16 protein-coding genes are annotated in these 15,822 nt (G+C 66.1%); 11 read left to right on the top strand and 5 right to left on the bottom strand.

The annotated features are described in order from the left end of the window. Positions 1–180: 180 nt before the first annotated feature. Positions 181–717 (bottom strand): PadR family transcriptional regulator, encoded by a 537-nt coding sequence (locus HLH45_RS07540; protein WP_011346229.1) that lies wholly within the window; start codon positions 715–717, stop codon positions 181–183. Positions 718–903: 186 nt separating this feature from the next. Here HLH45_RS07540 and mdcA point away from each other — a divergent pair, with 186 nt between their 5' ends. The 9 genes from mdcA to HLH45_RS07585 all read left to right on the top strand — a co-directional run bounded on the left by mdcA (position 904) and on the right by HLH45_RS07585 (position 9,494). After that, positions 904–2,550 (top strand): malonate decarboxylase subunit alpha, encoded by a 1,647-nt coding sequence (mdcA, locus tag HLH45_RS07545; RefSeq protein ID WP_008577473.1) that lies wholly within the window; start codon positions 904–906, stop codon positions 2,548–2,550. 9 nt (positions 2,551–2,559) lie between these two features. Beyond that, entirely contained in the window at positions 2,560–2,877 is a 318-nt protein-coding gene (gene mdcC / locus HLH45_RS07550; RefSeq protein WP_008577475.1) for a malonate decarboxylase acyl carrier protein, read from the top strand. 121 nt (positions 2,878–2,998) lie between these two features. Beyond that, entirely contained in the window at positions 2,999–3,901 is a 903-nt protein-coding gene (locus tag HLH45_RS07555; protein WP_029818539.1) for a biotin-independent malonate decarboxylase subunit beta, read from the top strand. Continuing rightward, the gene (gene mdcE / locus HLH45_RS07560; protein ID WP_008577480.1) at positions 3,892–4,596 is read left to right on the top strand and encodes a biotin-independent malonate decarboxylase subunit gamma; all 705 of its coding nucleotides are present in this window, start codon (positions 3,892–3,894) and stop codon (positions 4,594–4,596) included. The genes HLH45_RS07555 and mdcE overlap by 10 nt, the downstream gene beginning before the upstream one ends. A 2-nt stretch (positions 4,597–4,598) precedes the next feature. Continuing rightward, positions 4,599–5,240 carry a malonate decarboxylase holo-[acyl-carrier-protein] synthase gene (mdcG, locus tag HLH45_RS07565; protein ID WP_046932224.1) on the top strand — a complete coding sequence of 214 codons (642 nt, stop codon included), beginning with the start codon at positions 4,599–4,601 and terminating at the stop codon, positions 5,238–5,240. Further along, entirely contained in the window at positions 5,237–6,106 is an 870-nt protein-coding gene (gene mdcB / locus HLH45_RS07570; RefSeq protein ID WP_008576603.1) for a triphosphoribosyl-dephospho-CoA synthase MdcB, read from the top strand. Before mdcG ends, mdcB begins: the two co-directional genes overlap by 4 nt. A 226-nt stretch (positions 6,107–6,332) precedes the next feature. Then, positions 6,333–7,253 (top strand): malonate decarboxylase subunit epsilon, encoded by a 921-nt coding sequence (gene mdcH / locus HLH45_RS07575; RefSeq protein ID WP_008576605.1) that lies wholly within the window; start codon positions 6,333–6,335, stop codon positions 7,251–7,253. An 87-nt stretch (positions 7,254–7,340) separates the two neighbouring features. Further along, entirely contained in the window at positions 7,341–8,696 is a 1,356-nt protein-coding gene (locus HLH45_RS07580; RefSeq protein WP_008576606.1) for an SLC13 family permease, read from the top strand. 78 nt (positions 8,697–8,774) lie between these two features. Further along, positions 8,775–9,494, top strand: a complete 720-nt coding sequence (locus tag HLH45_RS07585) for a GntR family transcriptional regulator (RefSeq protein ID WP_008576608.1) — start codon at positions 8,775–8,777, stop codon at positions 9,492–9,494. 147 nt (positions 9,495–9,641) lie between these two features. Here the strand turns inward: HLH45_RS07585 and HLH45_RS07590 are convergent, their stop codons facing one another. The 4 genes from HLH45_RS07590 to HLH45_RS07605 form a co-directional block, all read right to left on the bottom strand. Further along, entirely contained in the window at positions 9,642–10,265 is a 624-nt protein-coding gene (locus tag HLH45_RS07590) for an HAD hydrolase-like protein (RefSeq protein WP_008576610.1), read from the bottom strand. Positions 10,266–10,486: 221 nt separating this feature from the next. Next, positions 10,487–10,906 (bottom strand): STAS domain-containing protein, encoded by a 420-nt coding sequence (locus HLH45_RS07595; protein ID WP_008576612.1) that lies wholly within the window; start codon positions 10,904–10,906, stop codon positions 10,487–10,489. Continuing rightward, positions 10,903–11,334: an ATP-binding protein gene (locus HLH45_RS07600; protein ID WP_007969522.1), complete on the bottom strand. Its 432-nt coding sequence runs from the start codon at positions 11,332–11,334 to the stop codon at positions 10,903–10,905. Before HLH45_RS07600 ends, HLH45_RS07595 begins: the two co-directional genes overlap by 4 nt. Beyond that, positions 11,331–13,439: a SpoIIE family protein phosphatase gene (locus tag HLH45_RS07605; protein WP_033479142.1), complete on the bottom strand. Its 2,109-nt coding sequence runs from the start codon at positions 13,437–13,439 to the stop codon at positions 11,331–11,333. The genes HLH45_RS07600 and HLH45_RS07605 overlap by 4 nt, the downstream gene beginning before the upstream one ends. Before the next feature lie 137 nt (positions 13,440–13,576). On the opposite strand from HLH45_RS07605, the gene HLH45_RS07610 reads away from it, so the two are divergent. Together HLH45_RS07610 and HLH45_RS07615 are read left to right on the top strand one after the other, a co-directional pair. Next, positions 13,577–14,176, top strand: a complete 600-nt coding sequence (locus tag HLH45_RS07610; protein WP_033479144.1) for a hypothetical protein — start codon at positions 13,577–13,579, stop codon at positions 14,174–14,176. Further along, positions 14,173–15,498 carry an XVIPCD domain-containing protein gene (locus HLH45_RS07615; RefSeq protein WP_008576618.1) on the top strand — a complete coding sequence of 442 codons (1,326 nt, stop codon included), beginning with the start codon at positions 14,173–14,175 and terminating at the stop codon, positions 15,496–15,498. The genes HLH45_RS07610 and HLH45_RS07615 overlap by 4 nt, the downstream gene beginning before the upstream one ends. Positions 15,499–15,822 lie beyond the last annotated feature (324 nt).

Genomic DNA, 15,822 nt, shown 5'->3' on the forward strand with positions numbered 1-15,822 from the left:
GCGCAACGGCGTGGTCTTCAGCTCTGCAGGAGAAGTGCCCGCAGGGGCAGATGAGGGGGCGTGTGAAGCTGCATGCAATTGCATCGCTTCACCTCGAATCGGGGCAGCGGGGGCGTTGTATCGCCCTGCGCGGTTCGCAGATCGCTGTCGGGCCGAGCCCAGGCGTTACCGCACACCCGCTCAGTCGTCGTCGCGCTCCATGCCGTCGGCGGCGGCGTTGAGTAATGCAGCAATTCGCGCGGTTTCTGTCTCGCTCCATTGCCCATGGCGCGCGAACAAGCCATGTTTGATGCGATGAATCGCCTCGCGAATCGGGGCCGGCGTTTGCGACTTGATCAGCTCACGCGCGCGTCGATGGGTGCGGGCCAGTGCGGCATCGAGCGCATCGCGTTGCTGTGCAACGTAGTCGCTGCCAGCGGCAGTGACCTGATAGCGCTTGCGGCCGGCATCCAGATCGGTGTGCACCCAGCCGGCGGCCTCCAGCTGCGCCAGCGCCGGATAAATCGCCCCGGCGCTGGGCGTGTACAGCCCTTTGAAGAGGGCGGCGATCTGCCGCATCAGCTCATAGCCATGGCACGGGCGCTCGGCAATCAGCGCCAGCAGCAGCAGGCGCAGATCGCCGTGCTCCAGCGGGCGCACACGTGCGCCGGCACCGCGCGTGCGGGCAGGTGCCGCATCGAGATCGGCCGTTGGCCTGACGGGCGGGCGCTGTTTCATTCGATATATCGAATCATGGAGAAACGATATATCGAAGTGTGTTGACGCGCAAGCGCTCGGCTTGCTGGCGGCTGACGCCTGCCCAGTGGCAAACCCGGATGCTGCAACGCGTCTAGACACCCGTAAATTTCATAATTACGATGTAATTACTTTGACATTACGGGCTCGCCCCGGCGAGGCAGAGGCATGAGTCGACAGTGGGACACCCAGGCCGAAAGCCGGCGTCAGCGTCTGCAGCGGGCCGCCGCGCTGGCGCCGCAGGGTCGCGTGGTGGCTGCCGAGGATGTCGTGGCGTTGCTGGAAGCGGTCATCGAGCCCGGCGACCGTGTGTGCCTGGAGGGCAACAACCAGAAGCAGGCCGATTTCCTGGCGCGGTGCCTTACCGAGGTGGATCCGGCGCGCGTGCATGACCTGCACATGGTGCAATCGGTGTTGTCGCTTGCCGCGCATCTGGACGTATTCGAACGCGGCATCGCCAAGCGCCTGGATTTTTCGTTCTCCGGCCCGCAGGCCGCGCGTCTGGCCGGGCTGGTGAGCGAAGGTCGCATCGAGATCGGCGCCATCCACACCTATCTGGAATTGTTCGGCCGCTACTTCATCGACCTGACCCCGCGCATCGCACTGGTCACCGCGCAGGCGGCCGATCGTCACGGCAATCTCTATACCGGCCCGAATACCGAAGACACGCCGGTGCTCGTGGAGGCCACCGCGTTCAAGGGCGGCATCGTGATTGCGCAGGTCAACGAAATTCTCGACACCCTGCCGCGCGTGGATATTCCCGCCGATTGGGTGGATTTCGTGACCCAGGCGCCCAAGCCCAATTACATCGAACCGTTGTTCACCCGCGACCCGGCGCAGATTTCCGAGATCCAGGTGTTGATGGCGATGATGGCCATCAAGGGCATCTATGCCGAATACGGTGTGGACCGGCTCAATCACGGCATCGGTTTCGACACCGCCGCGATCGAACTGTTGCTGCCCACCTACGCCCAATCGCTGGGGCTGAAGGGCAAGATCTGCCGCCATTGGGCGCTCAATCCGCATCCGGCGCTGATCCCGGCCATCGAATCGGGCTTCGTGCAATCGGTGCATTCGTTCGGCTCCGAGCTGGGCATGGAGAACTACATCGCCGCGCGTCCGGATATCTTCTTTACCGGCGCCGACGGCAGCATGCGCTCCAACCGCGCGCTGTCGCAGACCGCCGGGCTGTATGCCTGCGACATGTTCATCGGCTCCACCTTGCAGATCGATCTGCAGGGCAACAGCTCCACCGCCACGCGTGATCGCATCGCCGGTTTCGGCGGCGCGCCCAACATGGGCTCGGATGCGCGCGGTCGCCGGCATGCCAGTGCTGCCTGGCTCAAGGCCGGGCGCGAAGCGGCAACGCCGGGCGAGATGCCGCGCGGGCGCAAGCTGGTGGTGCAGATGGTGGAGACCTTCCGCGAACACATGGCGCCGGCATTCGTCGACAAACTCGACGCCTGGGAACTGGCCGAGCGCGCCAACATGCCGCTGCCGCCGGTGATGATCTACGGCGACGATGTCAGCCACGTATTGACCGAAGAAGGCATCGCCAACCTGCTGTTGTGTCGCACGCCGGAAGAACGCGAACAGGCAATCCGCGGCGTGTCCGGCTATACCGCGGTGGGCCTGGGGCGCGACAAGCGCATGGTCGAAAACCTGCGCGACCGCGGCGTCATCAAGCGGCCGGACGATTTGGGCATTCGCCCGCGCGATGCCACGCGCGACCTGCTTGCAGCGCGCACGGTCAAGGACCTGGTGCGCTGGTCCGGCGGCTTGTACGACCCGCCGAAACGTTTTCGCAATTGGTGAGGGCACAGCATGGAAACCCTGCGATATCGCTTTGATGGACAGCGCGGTGCACGCGCCGGGCTGGAACACGCGCTGGTCGGTGTCGTGGCCTCCGGCAATCTGGAAGTGCTGGTCGAGCGCGTGCCGCTCGAGGGCGCCATGGAGATCGAGATCCTCACCGCCGCACGCGGCTTTGGCGCAATCTGGCAGGCAGTGCTAGACGATTTCGCTGCACGCCATCCACTGCGCGATGTACGCATCAGCATCAACGACGTGGGCGCCACGCCGGCGGTGGTGAGCCTGCGCCTGGAACAAGCGCTGGAAGTGCTGCAGGGAGCTGACGCATGAGCCGCCCCCTCCACTGCGTAGGAGCGCACCCGGGCGCGACGGGCATTGCCGGTAATACCCCGGTCGCGCCCAGGTGCGCTCCTACGCAAGTCATCGGGAGTCGCACATGAGCACCGTTCCCATGGCCCAGCGCAGCTACTACGAAGCCGATGCCCGCGAACGTATCGAGGGTCTGCTGGATGCCGGCAGCTTTCGCGAATTCGTTGGTCCGCGGCGTCGCTTGATCAGCCCGCACCTGGCGCAACTGGACACACCCGGCGCCTTCGACGACGGCATCGTGGTGGGCGAAGGCACCTTGCGCGGCCGCAACGTGTTGATCGCGGCGCAGCAAGGCGCCTTCATGGGCGGCGGCGTGGGCGAAGTGCATGGCGCCAAGCTCACCGGCCTGCTGGAGCGCGCCGCAACCATGCAGCCGGCAGCGGTGCTATTGCTGCTGGACACCGGCGGCGTGCGTCTGCACGAAGCCAATGCAGGGCTCATCGCCATTTCCGAAATCATGCGTGCCACCTTGAGCGCGCGTGCCGCCGGTGTGCCGGTGCTGGCCTTGATCGGCAGCGGCAACGGTGCGTTCGGCGGCATGGGCATCGTGGCGCGCTGCTGCAGCGCGGTGATCATGTCCGAAGAAGGCCGCCTGTCGTTGTCCGGCCCGGACGTGATCGAAACCGTGCGCGGGGTGGAAGAGTTCGACGCGCGCGACCGTGCGCTGGTGTGGCGCATCACCGGCGGCAAACACCGCTACCTGCTTGGCGAAGCCCACACGTTGGTGGCCGATCGCATCGATGCCTTCGCCGATGCAGCGCTGGCCACGCTCGATGCGCTTACCGAAGCGACGGGTGAGGCCGCATTGCAGGCGCTGGAGCATGCGCAGCAGCAGTTGACAGCGCGCATCGAAGCCTACGGCGATTGCCGCGACGGGCTGGAGATCTGGAAGCGCCAAGGCATCGTCGATGCGCAGCGCCTGCCGCTGCTCGATACCGAGGCCTTTCTTGCCGCGACCGCAGACCGGAGCCTTCCATGGACCTGAGTCACTTGCTCGATCAGCTGTTTCCGCTCGGTCACGCCATCGCGCGCAACGACGATGTGCTGACCGGCAGCGCAACCACCGCCGCCGGCGATGTCACCGTGATCGGTACCGCCAACAAGCTCGAAGTCGGTGTCGATCACGCCTTGGCCCTGGCTGCCACTGTCTTGGCGAGTACCCGCGCATACCCGCAGCGCCCGATCGTGATGCTGGCCGACACCGCTGGGCAGCGGCTGGCACGGCGCGACGAACTGCTCGGCATCAACGGGTATTTCGCGCACCTGGCGCGTGCGCTGGAGTTGGCACGTACGCGCGGTGCGCGGCTGGTCACGCTGGTTTATGGCGAATCGGTCAGCGGTGGATTCCTGTCGTTCGGGCTGATGGCCGACCATATCCATGCATTGCCCGATGCGCAGATCCGGGTCATGGATCTGCGTGCGATGGCACGCGTGACCAAGCAATCGGTCGACACCTTGCAGGCATTGAGCAAGAGCTCGCCGGTGTTTGCGCCGGGCGTGGAAAATTACGTGCGCATGGGCGCGGTGGAATCGCTGTGGGAAGGCGATCTGGCGCAGGCGCTGCTCGACGCACTGGCCGCGCCGGTCGACGGCGACCAGCGCCGTGCACGCGGCGCGCAACGTGGGGGCCGCACGCTGGCGCGCGATGTCGCCAGCGCCGTGGCTGCGGGCGAGGCCTGAGCATGGCCGGCCGCCACGCTCTGGTGTGGTTGCGCGAAGATGCGCAGTGGCAGGCCGTCACGCCTGGCGCGCAGCCACGGCTGCGGCAGTGGTTCGCGGCGGGCCTGCCAGCGGTGGTGGCGCGTGGCGACGGCAGTCAGGCACCCGGCAGCGTTCGGCTCGGCGTGCCACTGCCGCCCAGCGAAGGCAAGCAGCGTCTGGCCCTGCAGGCGCACGTGGCCGATATCGCACGCTGCACTGCCCCGCTGACACTGGATGCGGTGACGCCACAGGCGCCTGTCACGGTGCAGCCGGCACTGCAGGCCCTGCTCGCTCAAGCGCACGCGCATGCGTTGCACCCGCACGTCTTCGGCAGCTTTGCCTGGCAAGCCCTGACCGGCCTGACGTATGTGCACGCGCAATCGGATCTGGATCTGCTGTGGCCCATCGAAACGCCAGAGCAAGCGTGCGCGCTGGTCACGCTGCTGCAGCGCTGGGAGCAGCAGCACGGGCTGCGTGCCGATGGCGAACTGCTGTTGCCCGAAGACAACGCGGTGAACTGGCGCGAGTACGCCGGTACTGCGCAACAGGTGTTGGTGAAATCCAACCAGGACTGCCGGTTGTTGCCGCGTGCTGCGCTGTTTCCGATCCGGAGTGCGGCATGAGCGCACAGCTGCAGCAAACCTGGGCTGCCGGTGCGCCTGCACCGCCGCGCGATGCTGCCTACCAGCTCGCACGTCTGGCGGTTGGCGCCCTGCATGCAGAGCTGGCCTGCGCGCCCAAGCCGGGCTTGGTGACGCCGTTCGACAGCGGCAGCCACACCGACATGGATGCCGCCACCTTCATGCGTAGCCTGTTCGCCTTGCGTGGCTATTTTGTCGCCATTGCCCAGGCCGGCATCGACCATGCGCCATTCGAGCGGCTCCGCGACCTGGGTATCGGGGCCGAGTCCGCGATGTTGCGCGCCACCTGTGGCATCAATACGCATCGCGGCGCGGTTTTCAGCCTTGGCCTGCTCACTGCGCAGGCTGCACGCCTGTGGGTTGCGCAGCGGCGGCGACCCACTGCAGAACAGGTCTGCAATGGCGTACGCGCCTGGCGCGATGCATTGCAGGCTGCACCGTTGGATCCGCACAGCCACGGCCAACGGGTGCGTGCGCAGTACCGCATCAGTGGCGTGCGCGAACACGCCGCGGCAGGGTATCCGGTGCTGCGCGAGATCGCCCTGCCTGCGTTGCGTACTGCGCTTGCGGGGGGCGCCACGCGTGAAGCGGCGCTGGCGCAGACCTTGATGCAGCTCATCGCCCAGGTGGACGATCTCAATCTTTTGCATCGTGGCGGGGCGGAGGGCCTGGCATTCGCCAAGGCGCAGGCGGCAGCCTTCCTTGCCGACGGCGGCGTTGCGCACCCGCAGTGGCGCGTGCAGTTGCATGCCATCGGCCAGCAGTTTGTCGCGCGTCGCCTGAGCCCTGGCGGCAGCGCGGATCTGCTGGCCTGTGCATGGTTCCTGCATCGGCAGGAGCTGGCATGAGCCGCGTTTGCTCGCTGGCTGCAGAACATGTGGTGCATGCGCAGGCGCACTGCCGCGGCGTTCTGCTCAGCGGCGCAACGCCGGCTGGCCTGCCCGCCGTCGCAACACACCTCGCACATTGCTCCTCAGTCGACCTTCGCATCCAGGTGTCTCGCCACATTGCTTGCAATACGGAACACGGCAGCGTGCGCGCAAGGCATTTCTGCGAACACGGTCAGGCTACCGCATGAGCCTGGCCGTGCTCTGCCCGGGCCAAGGCGGCCAACATGCCGAGATGTTCGCGCGTGTGGGCGATGCGCCTGCGGCAGCCGCCGTCCTCGCCAGCGCACAGCGCGTGCTTGGCGCCGCACCACGAACACTGGCCGCAGATCCGGGCCGCTACGCCAATGCCATCGCACAGCCACTGGTCTGCGCCGGTACGCTGGCGCACTGGCAGGTGCTGCATGCGCAACTTCCCACGCCGCTGATGGTGCTCGGCTATAGCGTTGGCGAGCTTGCCGCCCATGCGGTGGCCGGCAGCATGTCCATCGACACCTGCCTGCAGCTGGCAGCGACGCGCGCCCGGTTGATGGATGCGGCCAGCCCGCAGCAGGCAGGGCTGATGGCGGTAGTCGGTGTGCCCTTGCGCGGCCTGGAAACGCTGTGTCAGACGCACGGCGCAGCGCTCGCCATCATCAACGGCGACGATCATGCCGTACTCGGCGGCCCGCGCACTGCATTGCAGGCGCTTGGCGAGGCTGCCAGCGCACAAGGTGCGCGCGTCACGCTGCTGCCGGTCAGCGTGCCGGCGCACACGCCGTGGTTGAGCGCGGCTGCCGAAGGCTTTGCCATTGAACTGGCAACCGCAGACCTCGTCGCGCCCAAGTTGCGCGTCTTGGCAGGCATCGATGCGCGTGCGGTCGGTACGCACGCCCTGGTGATCGACACGCTGTCCAGGCAGATCGCGCAGACCGTGCGTTGGTACGACGTGCTGGTGCAAGCCGCCGAGCGCGGCGCACGCGTGTTTCTCGAACTCGGCCCCGGCAGCGCATTGGCGCGGATGGCGCGCGAGGTGCTGCCGGCATGCGAAGCGCGCTCGGTGGACGAATTCCACAGCACTCAGGGTGTTCTCGAATGGGTCACGGCTGCGTGCGAGCGCGCGGCATGACGGTCCGGCAGGTGCTGCACACGGTGTGACCCCAGGGTGGCGGGCGGCCATCCGTGTTGTACGCGTATCAGGTGTCTGGGAGGGCGCATGACCCCGCAAATTGCAACGATTCTTGGCTTGGTGATCATGTTCATCATCGCCACCGCATTGCCCATCAACATGGGGGCGGTGGCGTTCGCGCTGGCCTTCATCATTGGCGGCGTGTGGGTGGGGCTGGAGGGCAAGGAAGTGCTGGCCGGCTTTCCCGGCGACCTGTTCCTGACCCTGGTGGGCATTACCTATCTGTTCGCCATCGCGCAGAAAAACGGCACCATCGATTTGCTGGTGCACTGGGCAGTGCGCGCGGTGCGGGGGCGCATCGTCGCCATCCCCTGGGTGATGTTCGTCATCACCGGGCTGCTGACCGCATTCGGTGCGCTGGGGCCGGCAGCGGTGGCCATCATCGGGCCGGTGGCGCTGCGCTTCGCCAAGCAGTACCGCATCAACCCGTTGATGATGGGCCTGCTGGTGATCCACGGTGCACAGGGCGGCGGCTTCTCGCCGATCAGCGTGTATGGCGGCATCACCAACAAGGTGGTCGAAAAGGCCGGGCTGGACGTCAGCGAGATGGCGGTGTTCCTCACCAGCCTGGGCTTCAACCTGATGATGGCGATCATCTGCTTCTGCGCCTTCGGTGGGTTGAAGCTGATGCGCCGGCAGGAGCTGTCGCTGGCCGATGCGCAGTACGTGGCGGTTGCCGGCGACCAGGCATCGCACCGCGGCTTCGCGATCGAAGGGCATGGCGCGCTGGTGGCGCCGGGCGGCGGCACCCTGTCCACCGACCCGCTGGCATTGGAGGCGGTGTTCATCACCCGCGACCGCGTGATCACCTTGATCGGCCTGCTGGGCCTGGGCGTTGCTGCGCTGATCTACAACCTCAACGTCGGCCTGGTCTCGATCACGGTGGCGGTGGCCCTGGCGCTGATCTCGCCCAACGCACAGAAGGGCGCGGTGGACGGCATCAGTTGGTCGACGGTGCTGCTGATCAGCGGCGTGGTGACCTATATCGCCGTGCTGGAAAAATCCGGTGCGGTGGACTACATCGGCACCGGCGTGTCGCACATCGGCATGCCGCTGCTGGGCGCACTGCTGGTCTGCTACGTCGGCGGTATCGTCTCGGCATTCGCCTCCTCGGCAGCGGTGCTGGGCGCCACCATTCCGTTGGCGGTGCCATTCCTGATGCAGGGCCAGTTGGGCGCGGCCGGGGTGATTTGCGCGCTGGCCGTGTCCTCCACCATCGTCGACGTCAGCCCGTTTTCCACCAACGGCGCGCTGGTGGTGGCCTCGGCGGCCAAGGAAGAGCGCGACGGCCTGTTCCGCCGCTTCCTGATCTACAGCGGCCTGGTGGTGTTGCTGGGGCCGCTGGCGGCGTGGCTGGTCTTCGTGGTGCCGGGCTGGCTGTGATGCGGTCCGCGCGCCACAGCGCAGCGGGGCGCCCACGTAGAATGGGTGCCCCGACCCGATGCCGACAGCCTGCCCGCCATGACCCTCGCTCCTGATTCGCGCGCCTCCAAGAAGCGCGTGCCGCTGTACGAGGAAGTGGCCGAGCGCCTGCGTCAGAAGATCTACGATTACGCGCTGCCGCCGGGCGAGTGGATCGACGAGCCGGCCCTGGCCGAAGAGCTGGGCATCAGCCGCACGCCGCTGCGCGAAAGTCTCAAGCTGCTCGCGGCCGAAGGCCTGGTGCAACTGGATGCCGGCCGCGGCAGCCGGGTCACCCGGCTGACGCTGGAAGACCTCAACCAGTTGTTTCCGGTGATGGCGATGCTGGAAGGCCGCTGCGCGCACGATGCGGTCAAGCGCATCGATGCGGCCGGCGTGCAGCGCCTGGAAGAGCTGCACGCGGCAATGGAAGCCGCATCGGCGGCCGGCGATGTGGCCGAGTATTACCGCAACAATTACCTGATCCACGAAACCGTGCAGCAGTACGCCGGCAATCCGTGGTTGATCCGGGTGACGCACGATCTGCACCGCATCTTGAAGATGCACCGCGGCCGTCAGTTGCTCACGCCCGGGCGCATGGCCCAATCGCTGGCGGAACATCGCCAACTGATGGACTGCGTGCGACGTGGCGATGCCGAAGGCGCCGAGCGCACCATGCACGGGCACCTGTTGAGCCAGGGGCAGGCCCTGGCAGCGTATGTCGCGGCCGGTGGCATGCTGAACGTACCGGCGCCGTTGCCGCGGGTAGGTGGGGTGTAGAGATTGGCACGGTCCGGGCGCAGCGCCAGGCGCCCCGAGATCCCGCCTTCCTTCCTCCCATCGCAAGAAGGTGCCCGACGGGCGGATGAGGGTATCGACACGCATCACCGGCAATGCCCAGCGCTTGCCAATGCGCAGTTCCGCCGCCTAATCCCCGCTCAACGCAAGCAAGTCTTCCACGCGTTCGATCAACCGCGTTCCGGCCAACCCGGCGAACACGTCCGGATGCGCATAGCCCCAGGCCACTGCGGCAAACGGCAGACCCACGAGCTGTGCGGCTTCCCAGTCGGCGACCTGGTCGCCCACGTAGACCGCTTGCGACGCAGTGTGCCCGGTGGCACGCAGCACACGACGCAAGGCGCGTTGTTTGCCCAGCAGATGCGCGCCGCCTTCGATGACGGCAAATGTGGCGCTCAGCTCTGCGCCTAGCGCGCGTTGCACGTTCTCCACGGAGTTGGACGACACCACGGCCAGCCGGCTGCCGCCGGCATGCAACGCGCCCACGGTGTGGGCAATGCCGGGAAACAACGCCACCGGTGGCGCGGCGCGCATGAGCCGGATGAAGTCGGCCGCCACCCATGGCACGCGCCACGCGCTCAGGCCCGATGCCTTGAGCAATTCGCGCGTGCTTAGGCGACGTGCATCGTCGACTTCATGCGCTTGCGCGGCGCGAAAGCCATGCCGTTCGGCCAGCAGCCGCTGGGTGCTCAGGAAAAAACCAAACGAATCGGCAAGCGTGCCGTCGAAATCGAAGATGATCAGTGCGGGCATGGCAACGCGCAGGGCAGGGCGTCATAGCCTAACCAAGGTGGTGCCGGCACCCACGCGCACAGGTCCCCACATGTGCGCGCAGGCGACGTCGGCGGCGACATCGATGTGGCGCGCAGTCGTCAGCCCCGATGGAAAGCCCGCAGCGACCGCACGGCGCGCGTACAAGCCGCAACGTGCCTTGCCGCGCCCGGCGGTGGGCCCCGTCGGTAGTACAGCTGCGCTCAGGCTTCGGCGAAGTGCGGCACGATCGGCGTATCGCTTTGCGCGCTCTGTTCGATCACCTTGCGCTGCATCGCCGCCAGGTACGCGTCCAGCTCTTCGGTGGAGGCGAACACGTCGCTCAACGGCACCGCCTTGACCATGTCGAAGACCTTGCGGATCTGCGGTTGCGGGTTGCTCACCAGCACCTTGCCCTGGCGCGTGGCCAGCGCCTTGCGCGCCTTGAAGATGCAGCGGATGCCGGCGCTGGAAATGTATTCCAGTGCGCTCAGGTCGAGCACCAGCGTGGTGATGCGGGTGCCCAGCAACGGCGACAGTGCCGCGTCCAGGTCCTGGTAGGTGTGGGTGTCCAGCCGCCCGGTCAGAGTGACGCGTTGACGGGTGTCTTGCGGCGGGTCGATCTGAATGGCGAGCGTGGTCATGACAGGGCCTCGGGGACAGGGGCGTACGGGTGCAGCAGGGTGACGCGCACGACGTTATATGCACCATCGCGGCGGTAGTCGATGTGATCGGCGAACTGATGGACCAGAAACAACCCCAGCCCGCCGATGGCGCGGTCGTCGAGCTCGTCGGTCACCTCGGGCATGGGCGCGGCGCAGGGGTCGAAAGCGCTGCCTGCATCGTGCATTTCCAATACCAGCGCCTGCGCGTCCAGCTGCAGCTGCAAACGCAGCGGCTGTGCCGCGCACTGGCCGTGGGTCAGCGCATTGCAGCCGAGCTCTTCCACGATCAGCCGTACCTGGCCGATGCGCTCGGCGTGCAGGCCCTCGAGCGTGAGCGATTGTTCCAGCGCATCGTTGGCGCCCGCCAGCTGGGCCAGCGATGGCGCGATGGCCAAATCGAGCTTCATGCAGTCGTTGCCTTTCCGGGCGCGTCCCGGCCAGCGTGTGCGACCCGCCCAGCATGCTCCTGGCGCAGCCGGATCGCCAGCAGCGTGATGTCGTCGTACGGATCGGCCGTGCCGGTGAAACGAGCGATATTGGCGATCACCGCCTTGCACTGCGCCGCCGCGCTGCGGCGCGGGTGCAGCGCCGTCAGCAACCGCTCCAGTCCGTAGCTGGCGCCGCGCTCGTCCATCGCCTCGGTTACGCCATCGGTGTAGCCCAGCAAGGTCTGCCCTGCGCTCATGCGGCCCTGCAGCACCGGGTAGGATTCCTGCGGCTCGATCCCCAGCGGTGCACCGGTTTCCAGCGGCAACGGGCGCGCCTTGCCATCGATATCGATCAACAAGGGCGGCTCGTGCCCGGCGCTGGCCAGCCAGTAGTCGCCGCTGACCACGTTGATCAGGCCGCACAGCACGGTGGCGAACATGCAGGTCTCGTTGTTTTCGGCCAACCGCGTGGAGGCGGCAATCAAAATCGCGTCCGGGCGCGTGTACCGCCGTGCGGCAATCTCCAGCACGCTCACCGCGCGCGCCATGAACAAGGCCGCCGGCACGCCCTTGTCGGAGACATCGCCCACCACGAACCACAGCAGGCCCGGTTCGGTTTCCACGAAGTGGTAGAAATCTCCGCCCACCGCCTTGGCCGGCTCCAGCCATGCGCAGGTTTCCAGATGCGAACTGGCGCGGTCGAAGGTGCGCCCGGAAGGCAGCATCGCCTGCTGGATCTCGCGCGCAATCTGCAGCTCGCTGTGCATGCGTTCGCGCGCGGCGGTCATCTCGCCGATCTCGGCGATGTGATGGCGGATCGCATCGCGTGCGCTGTCGAAGGCGCGTGCCATCACGCCTACCTCGTCGTCGCGTTCGATGTGCTGCAACGGGTATTCGAATTCGCCGCGCCGGAAGTGCTCGGCGGTGTCTGTCAGTTCTTCGATCGGCCGCGTCAACTTGCGCGTGATCCGCCGCATCAACCACCACCACACCAACGCGCCCAGCAGCGCGGCCAGCGCCACCCACGCCGCCAGCCAGTTCAGGCCGGCCAGCACGTAGCCTTCGGAGGCCGACAGCACGAAGGTCCAGCCGCTGCGCCCCACCGCCGCGCTGTGGGTCAGAAAGCGCTCGCCATCGGGCGCGGTATGCGAAAACGAGATCGGCTGGCCGGCAGCGACGGCGCGCTGCAATGGCCGCAGATCCGGGCGCGACCGGGCCACGTAGGCCGTGAGCGAATGGCGCAGATTCAGTGCCGGGTCGGGGCTGAAGACCAGCAGGCCTTCCGGCGACAGCAGCATCGTCTGGATGCCGATATCGCGCGGCAGCTGATCGATGATCTCGCGCAGATGCTGCAGCGGCAGATCCACGCTCACCATGCCGACCGGCGCCGTATCCGGTGCATCGCCAGGCCGGCGCAGCGGCAGGTTGTAGCTGGTGTACAGGCCGCCGCCGTTGGCATCCAGGTAGGGCTCGGACCACCATGCGCGGCCCTCGCGCTGGGTGCGCAGATACCAGGGCATCGCGCGATAGTCATAACCCAGTTCCAGCGCGGATTTTTCTGCGATGCGCGTGCCGCTGCGGTGCACGTACCACACAAACCCGCTGTCGCCGGCCTTTTGCGTACGCGGTGCGATGATCAGGCGCGCCGCCCCGATATCCGGGTCGCCGGTGAGCGTGGCCAGCAGCAACGCACGCAGATTGAACGGCTGCAGCCCCACGCCGCTACTGCTGGCGGCCAGCGTGCGCCCGCTCACCTGCACCGAATCGAGCAAGGCCGCCAGGCTGCGCGCGGTCTGTTCGGTCAGGCCATCCACCTCGGTACGCGCCGCCTCCACCAGCTCGGCGCGCGCGCCCAGGTAGAACACCGTGCCCAGCACCGTCAGCAACGCCACCAGCACCGCGGTAGCCGCCAGCAACACACGCATGCGCAAGCTGCGGCGCCAGGGCATGCGCGCGGCGACCGATGTCTGGGGTGGCAGTGATCGCGGGCGGTTGCGCATGGCGCATTCTTCGTGGCAGCAGCTGCGCTGGATCATGGCAGCTTTGCTGCCACGCACAACTCTCCCTGGCAGCCTCATCCTCACGAGGTTTCGATTGACCGGCCGAACGCGAGCGGACTAGATTGGCCGCCCACCTGCCACGGAGGCCGGCCTTGCGCCAGATGTTGACCCCAAGCCTGCTGGCCCTTTTGCTTACGGCCTGTCACCCCCCGGAGACCAGCATGACCCAGACCCATTCCCCCGACACCGAGGCAACTGCAGCAGCCGACGTTAAGGCCGGCGGCCGCGGTCTTGCCAAGGTGAATCCGAGCCCGCGTCAGGCCTATGCGCTGACGCTCACCTTGGACAAGGCGCCTGGTCCGTTTGCGGCGGTGAATGGGTATGCACAGTACGACGTCAGCAACGACAGCGAATGCGGACAGATTCATCCTCAAACAGGCGTTGGACAACGCATCACAAGCAGCGAGCCGGTTGTACTGAAAAAAGTCTCCGAGCAGGAATATCAAGGAGTCATCTACCTTGATCTCATGCTCGATGAAGATTATTACGGACGTGGGGTCTGTCACTGGGGCATGACGGGAGCACGGGTGTCCCTGAAGGCCACAGGTAAAAAAGAGGAGACCGCATTTCTGCCATTCATCGAGACCAAGGATGTCATTGCAGGCAAGCCGGTTACTCTGTACTTCTGGAAGGGCGGGTATCCCAAGGAAGACATTGCAGACTATGCCGATAACGGCTTGCCCTCGGCGGCGGATTTCAAGCCGGAATTGCGCGACCAGTTATTCTCGATAACCCTTGCCGCCAAAGAGGTCTCGCCGTGAAGCCTACCTCGCAGCAATACGCCATTCTTTCTAACGAGGGTTACGTCGATCACAAGGTCGGTAAGCGCGGCCCTGGTGACCGTGAGCGAGTGGATGTTGGCGGCGAGAGCTACGAAATCCTAGAGCACGTCAATAATCCAAAGACGGGCTATCAGGGAACAATCTATCAACGCGTCGGCGGCGGCGATATCGTCGTCGCCCACCGGGGTACCGAGGAAATCCTGCGTGATGCGATACAGGCAGATGGCTCCATGGTGCTTCAGCGCATCAATCCGCAAGCGGAAGATGCGATCGCCCTGACGAAAAGTGCACTTGGCTATGCAGCCAAGCAGGAGCAGCGCACCGGGCACGCTCCCGAGGTGACCGTGACTGGCCATTCGCTCGGCGGAGCGCTTGCCCAGGTCAGCGCCCACCACTTCGATCTGAAAGGCGAAACCTTCAACGCTTACGGTGCAGCGAGCTTGGCGTATCGCATCCCGGAAGGGGGCAACAGCGTGATCAACCATGTCATGGCCGCTGATCCGGTGAGCGCAGCATCTCCGCATTACGGAGAAGTGCGTGTGTATGCCAGGCCCAACGAGATCGCGACGCTCAGTGCGATGGGCTACAGCAACAGCAGGTTGAATTTCCTGATTCCCGATTCACCTGTGACATCTGCGGTCAGTTCGCTCGGCTCGCACACCATCAAAAACTTCCTGGATGAGCGCTCTCCGCTCAACAACCCGCAGGCGCGTGAACTCGCGGATCAAAACAAGCGAATGATCAACGAGTACCGATCCGATCTGGACGAGATCCGGGCTGGGATCACCTTGTTGAGCCGGGGGCCGAAGGGCCTCGGCCAGGATGCCATCGATGCCATCCGCGGCCCGCTCGCGCCGGGCGAGCCGGCCAAACGCGACGCACGCGAGCATGGCAACGGCCATACCTCCCTGCGGATCGATCAACCCGGGCACGTGGGCAATGGCCTGTTCCAGGATGCCCAGCGCGGCGTGCATGCGCAGGACGCACGTGCCGGGCGCACGCCCGACCAGCACAGCGCGCAGTTATCCGGTTCGCTCGCATCGGAAATGCACGCCGCCGGTGGCCAGCGCATCGATGCGGTGATGATGAGCCCGGATGCCGCACGCACCTTTGCCGTGCAGGGACGTGTCGACGACCCGGCACAGCTGCGCGTGAGCGTGGACACCATGACGGCAATGAATACCCCGCTGGAACAGAGCAGCCAACGCGTCGCCGAAAACGCGGCGCGTCAGTCGGTGGCATTGGAGCAGCAACAGTCCCAGACCCAGCAACAGCAGCAGGGCGCACGCGCCATGGGCTGAGGGGCGTTTGGCGCTGCAGCGTTTGGGTGTGAAGTGACACATCACGCTGCGGCCCATGCCGCACGCCGGCCGGACTTCACATCGCCACCATCGAACATTGCATCAAGACGCCGGGCCTGCCCGGCGTTTTTGCGTTCATTCGCGCAGTCATGCGCACCGCTGCTGCTGCATCTGCACAACAACCGGCCCGCGCGACGTGTGCAAATGCAAGGTTTTCCTGCATCGAGCTATGCCACAACTCCCCGCACCTATAGCGGCCTCAACCGGGCTGTACGGCCGTGCTTGAATCGCCACGGATTTGCAGCAATGCACGGCCAGGCACAT

Origin of the sequence: Xanthomonas euvesicatoria, from assembly GCF_013112235.1 — a bacterium.
Taxonomy (GTDB): Bacteria; Pseudomonadota; Gammaproteobacteria; order Xanthomonadales; family Xanthomonadaceae; genus Xanthomonas; species Xanthomonas euvesicatoria.

Excerpts from the sequence above, each read along its gene's own strand:
- HLH45_RS07540 (WP_011346229.1), bottom strand. The coding sequence starts at position 717 with ATGAAACAGCGCCCGCCCGTCAGGCCAACGGCCGATCTCGATGCGGCA.
- mdcA (WP_008577473.1), top strand. The coding sequence starts at position 904 with ATGAGTCGACAGTGGGACACCCAGGCCGAAAGCCGGCGTCAGCGTCTG.
- mdcC (WP_008577475.1), top strand. The coding sequence starts at position 2,560 with ATGGAAACCCTGCGATATCGCTTTGATGGACAGCGCGGTGCACGCGCC.
- HLH45_RS07555 (WP_029818539.1), top strand. The coding sequence starts at position 2,999 with ATGGCCCAGCGCAGCTACTACGAAGCCGATGCCCGCGAACGTATCGAG.
- mdcE (WP_008577480.1), top strand. The coding sequence starts at position 3,892 with ATGGACCTGAGTCACTTGCTCGATCAGCTGTTTCCGCTCGGTCACGCC.
- mdcG (WP_046932224.1), top strand. The coding sequence starts at position 4,599 with ATGGCCGGCCGCCACGCTCTGGTGTGGTTGCGCGAAGATGCGCAGTGG.
- mdcB (WP_008576603.1), top strand. The coding sequence starts at position 5,237 with ATGAGCGCACAGCTGCAGCAAACCTGGGCTGCCGGTGCGCCTGCACCG.
- mdcH (WP_008576605.1), top strand. The coding sequence starts at position 6,333 with ATGAGCCTGGCCGTGCTCTGCCCGGGCCAAGGCGGCCAACATGCCGAG.
- HLH45_RS07580 (WP_008576606.1), top strand. The coding sequence starts at position 7,341 with ATGACCCCGCAAATTGCAACGATTCTTGGCTTGGTGATCATGTTCATC.
- HLH45_RS07585 (WP_008576608.1), top strand. The coding sequence starts at position 8,775 with ATGACCCTCGCTCCTGATTCGCGCGCCTCCAAGAAGCGCGTGCCGCTG.
- HLH45_RS07590 (WP_008576610.1), bottom strand. The coding sequence starts at position 10,265 with ATGCCCGCACTGATCATCTTCGATTTCGACGGCACGCTTGCCGATTCG.
- HLH45_RS07595 (WP_008576612.1), bottom strand. The coding sequence starts at position 10,906 with ATGACCACGCTCGCCATTCAGATCGACCCGCCGCAAGACACCCGTCAA.
- HLH45_RS07600 (WP_007969522.1), bottom strand. The coding sequence starts at position 11,334 with ATGAAGCTCGATTTGGCCATCGCGCCATCGCTGGCCCAGCTGGCGGGC.
- HLH45_RS07610 (WP_033479144.1), top strand. The coding sequence starts at position 13,577 with ATGACCCAGACCCATTCCCCCGACACCGAGGCAACTGCAGCAGCCGAC.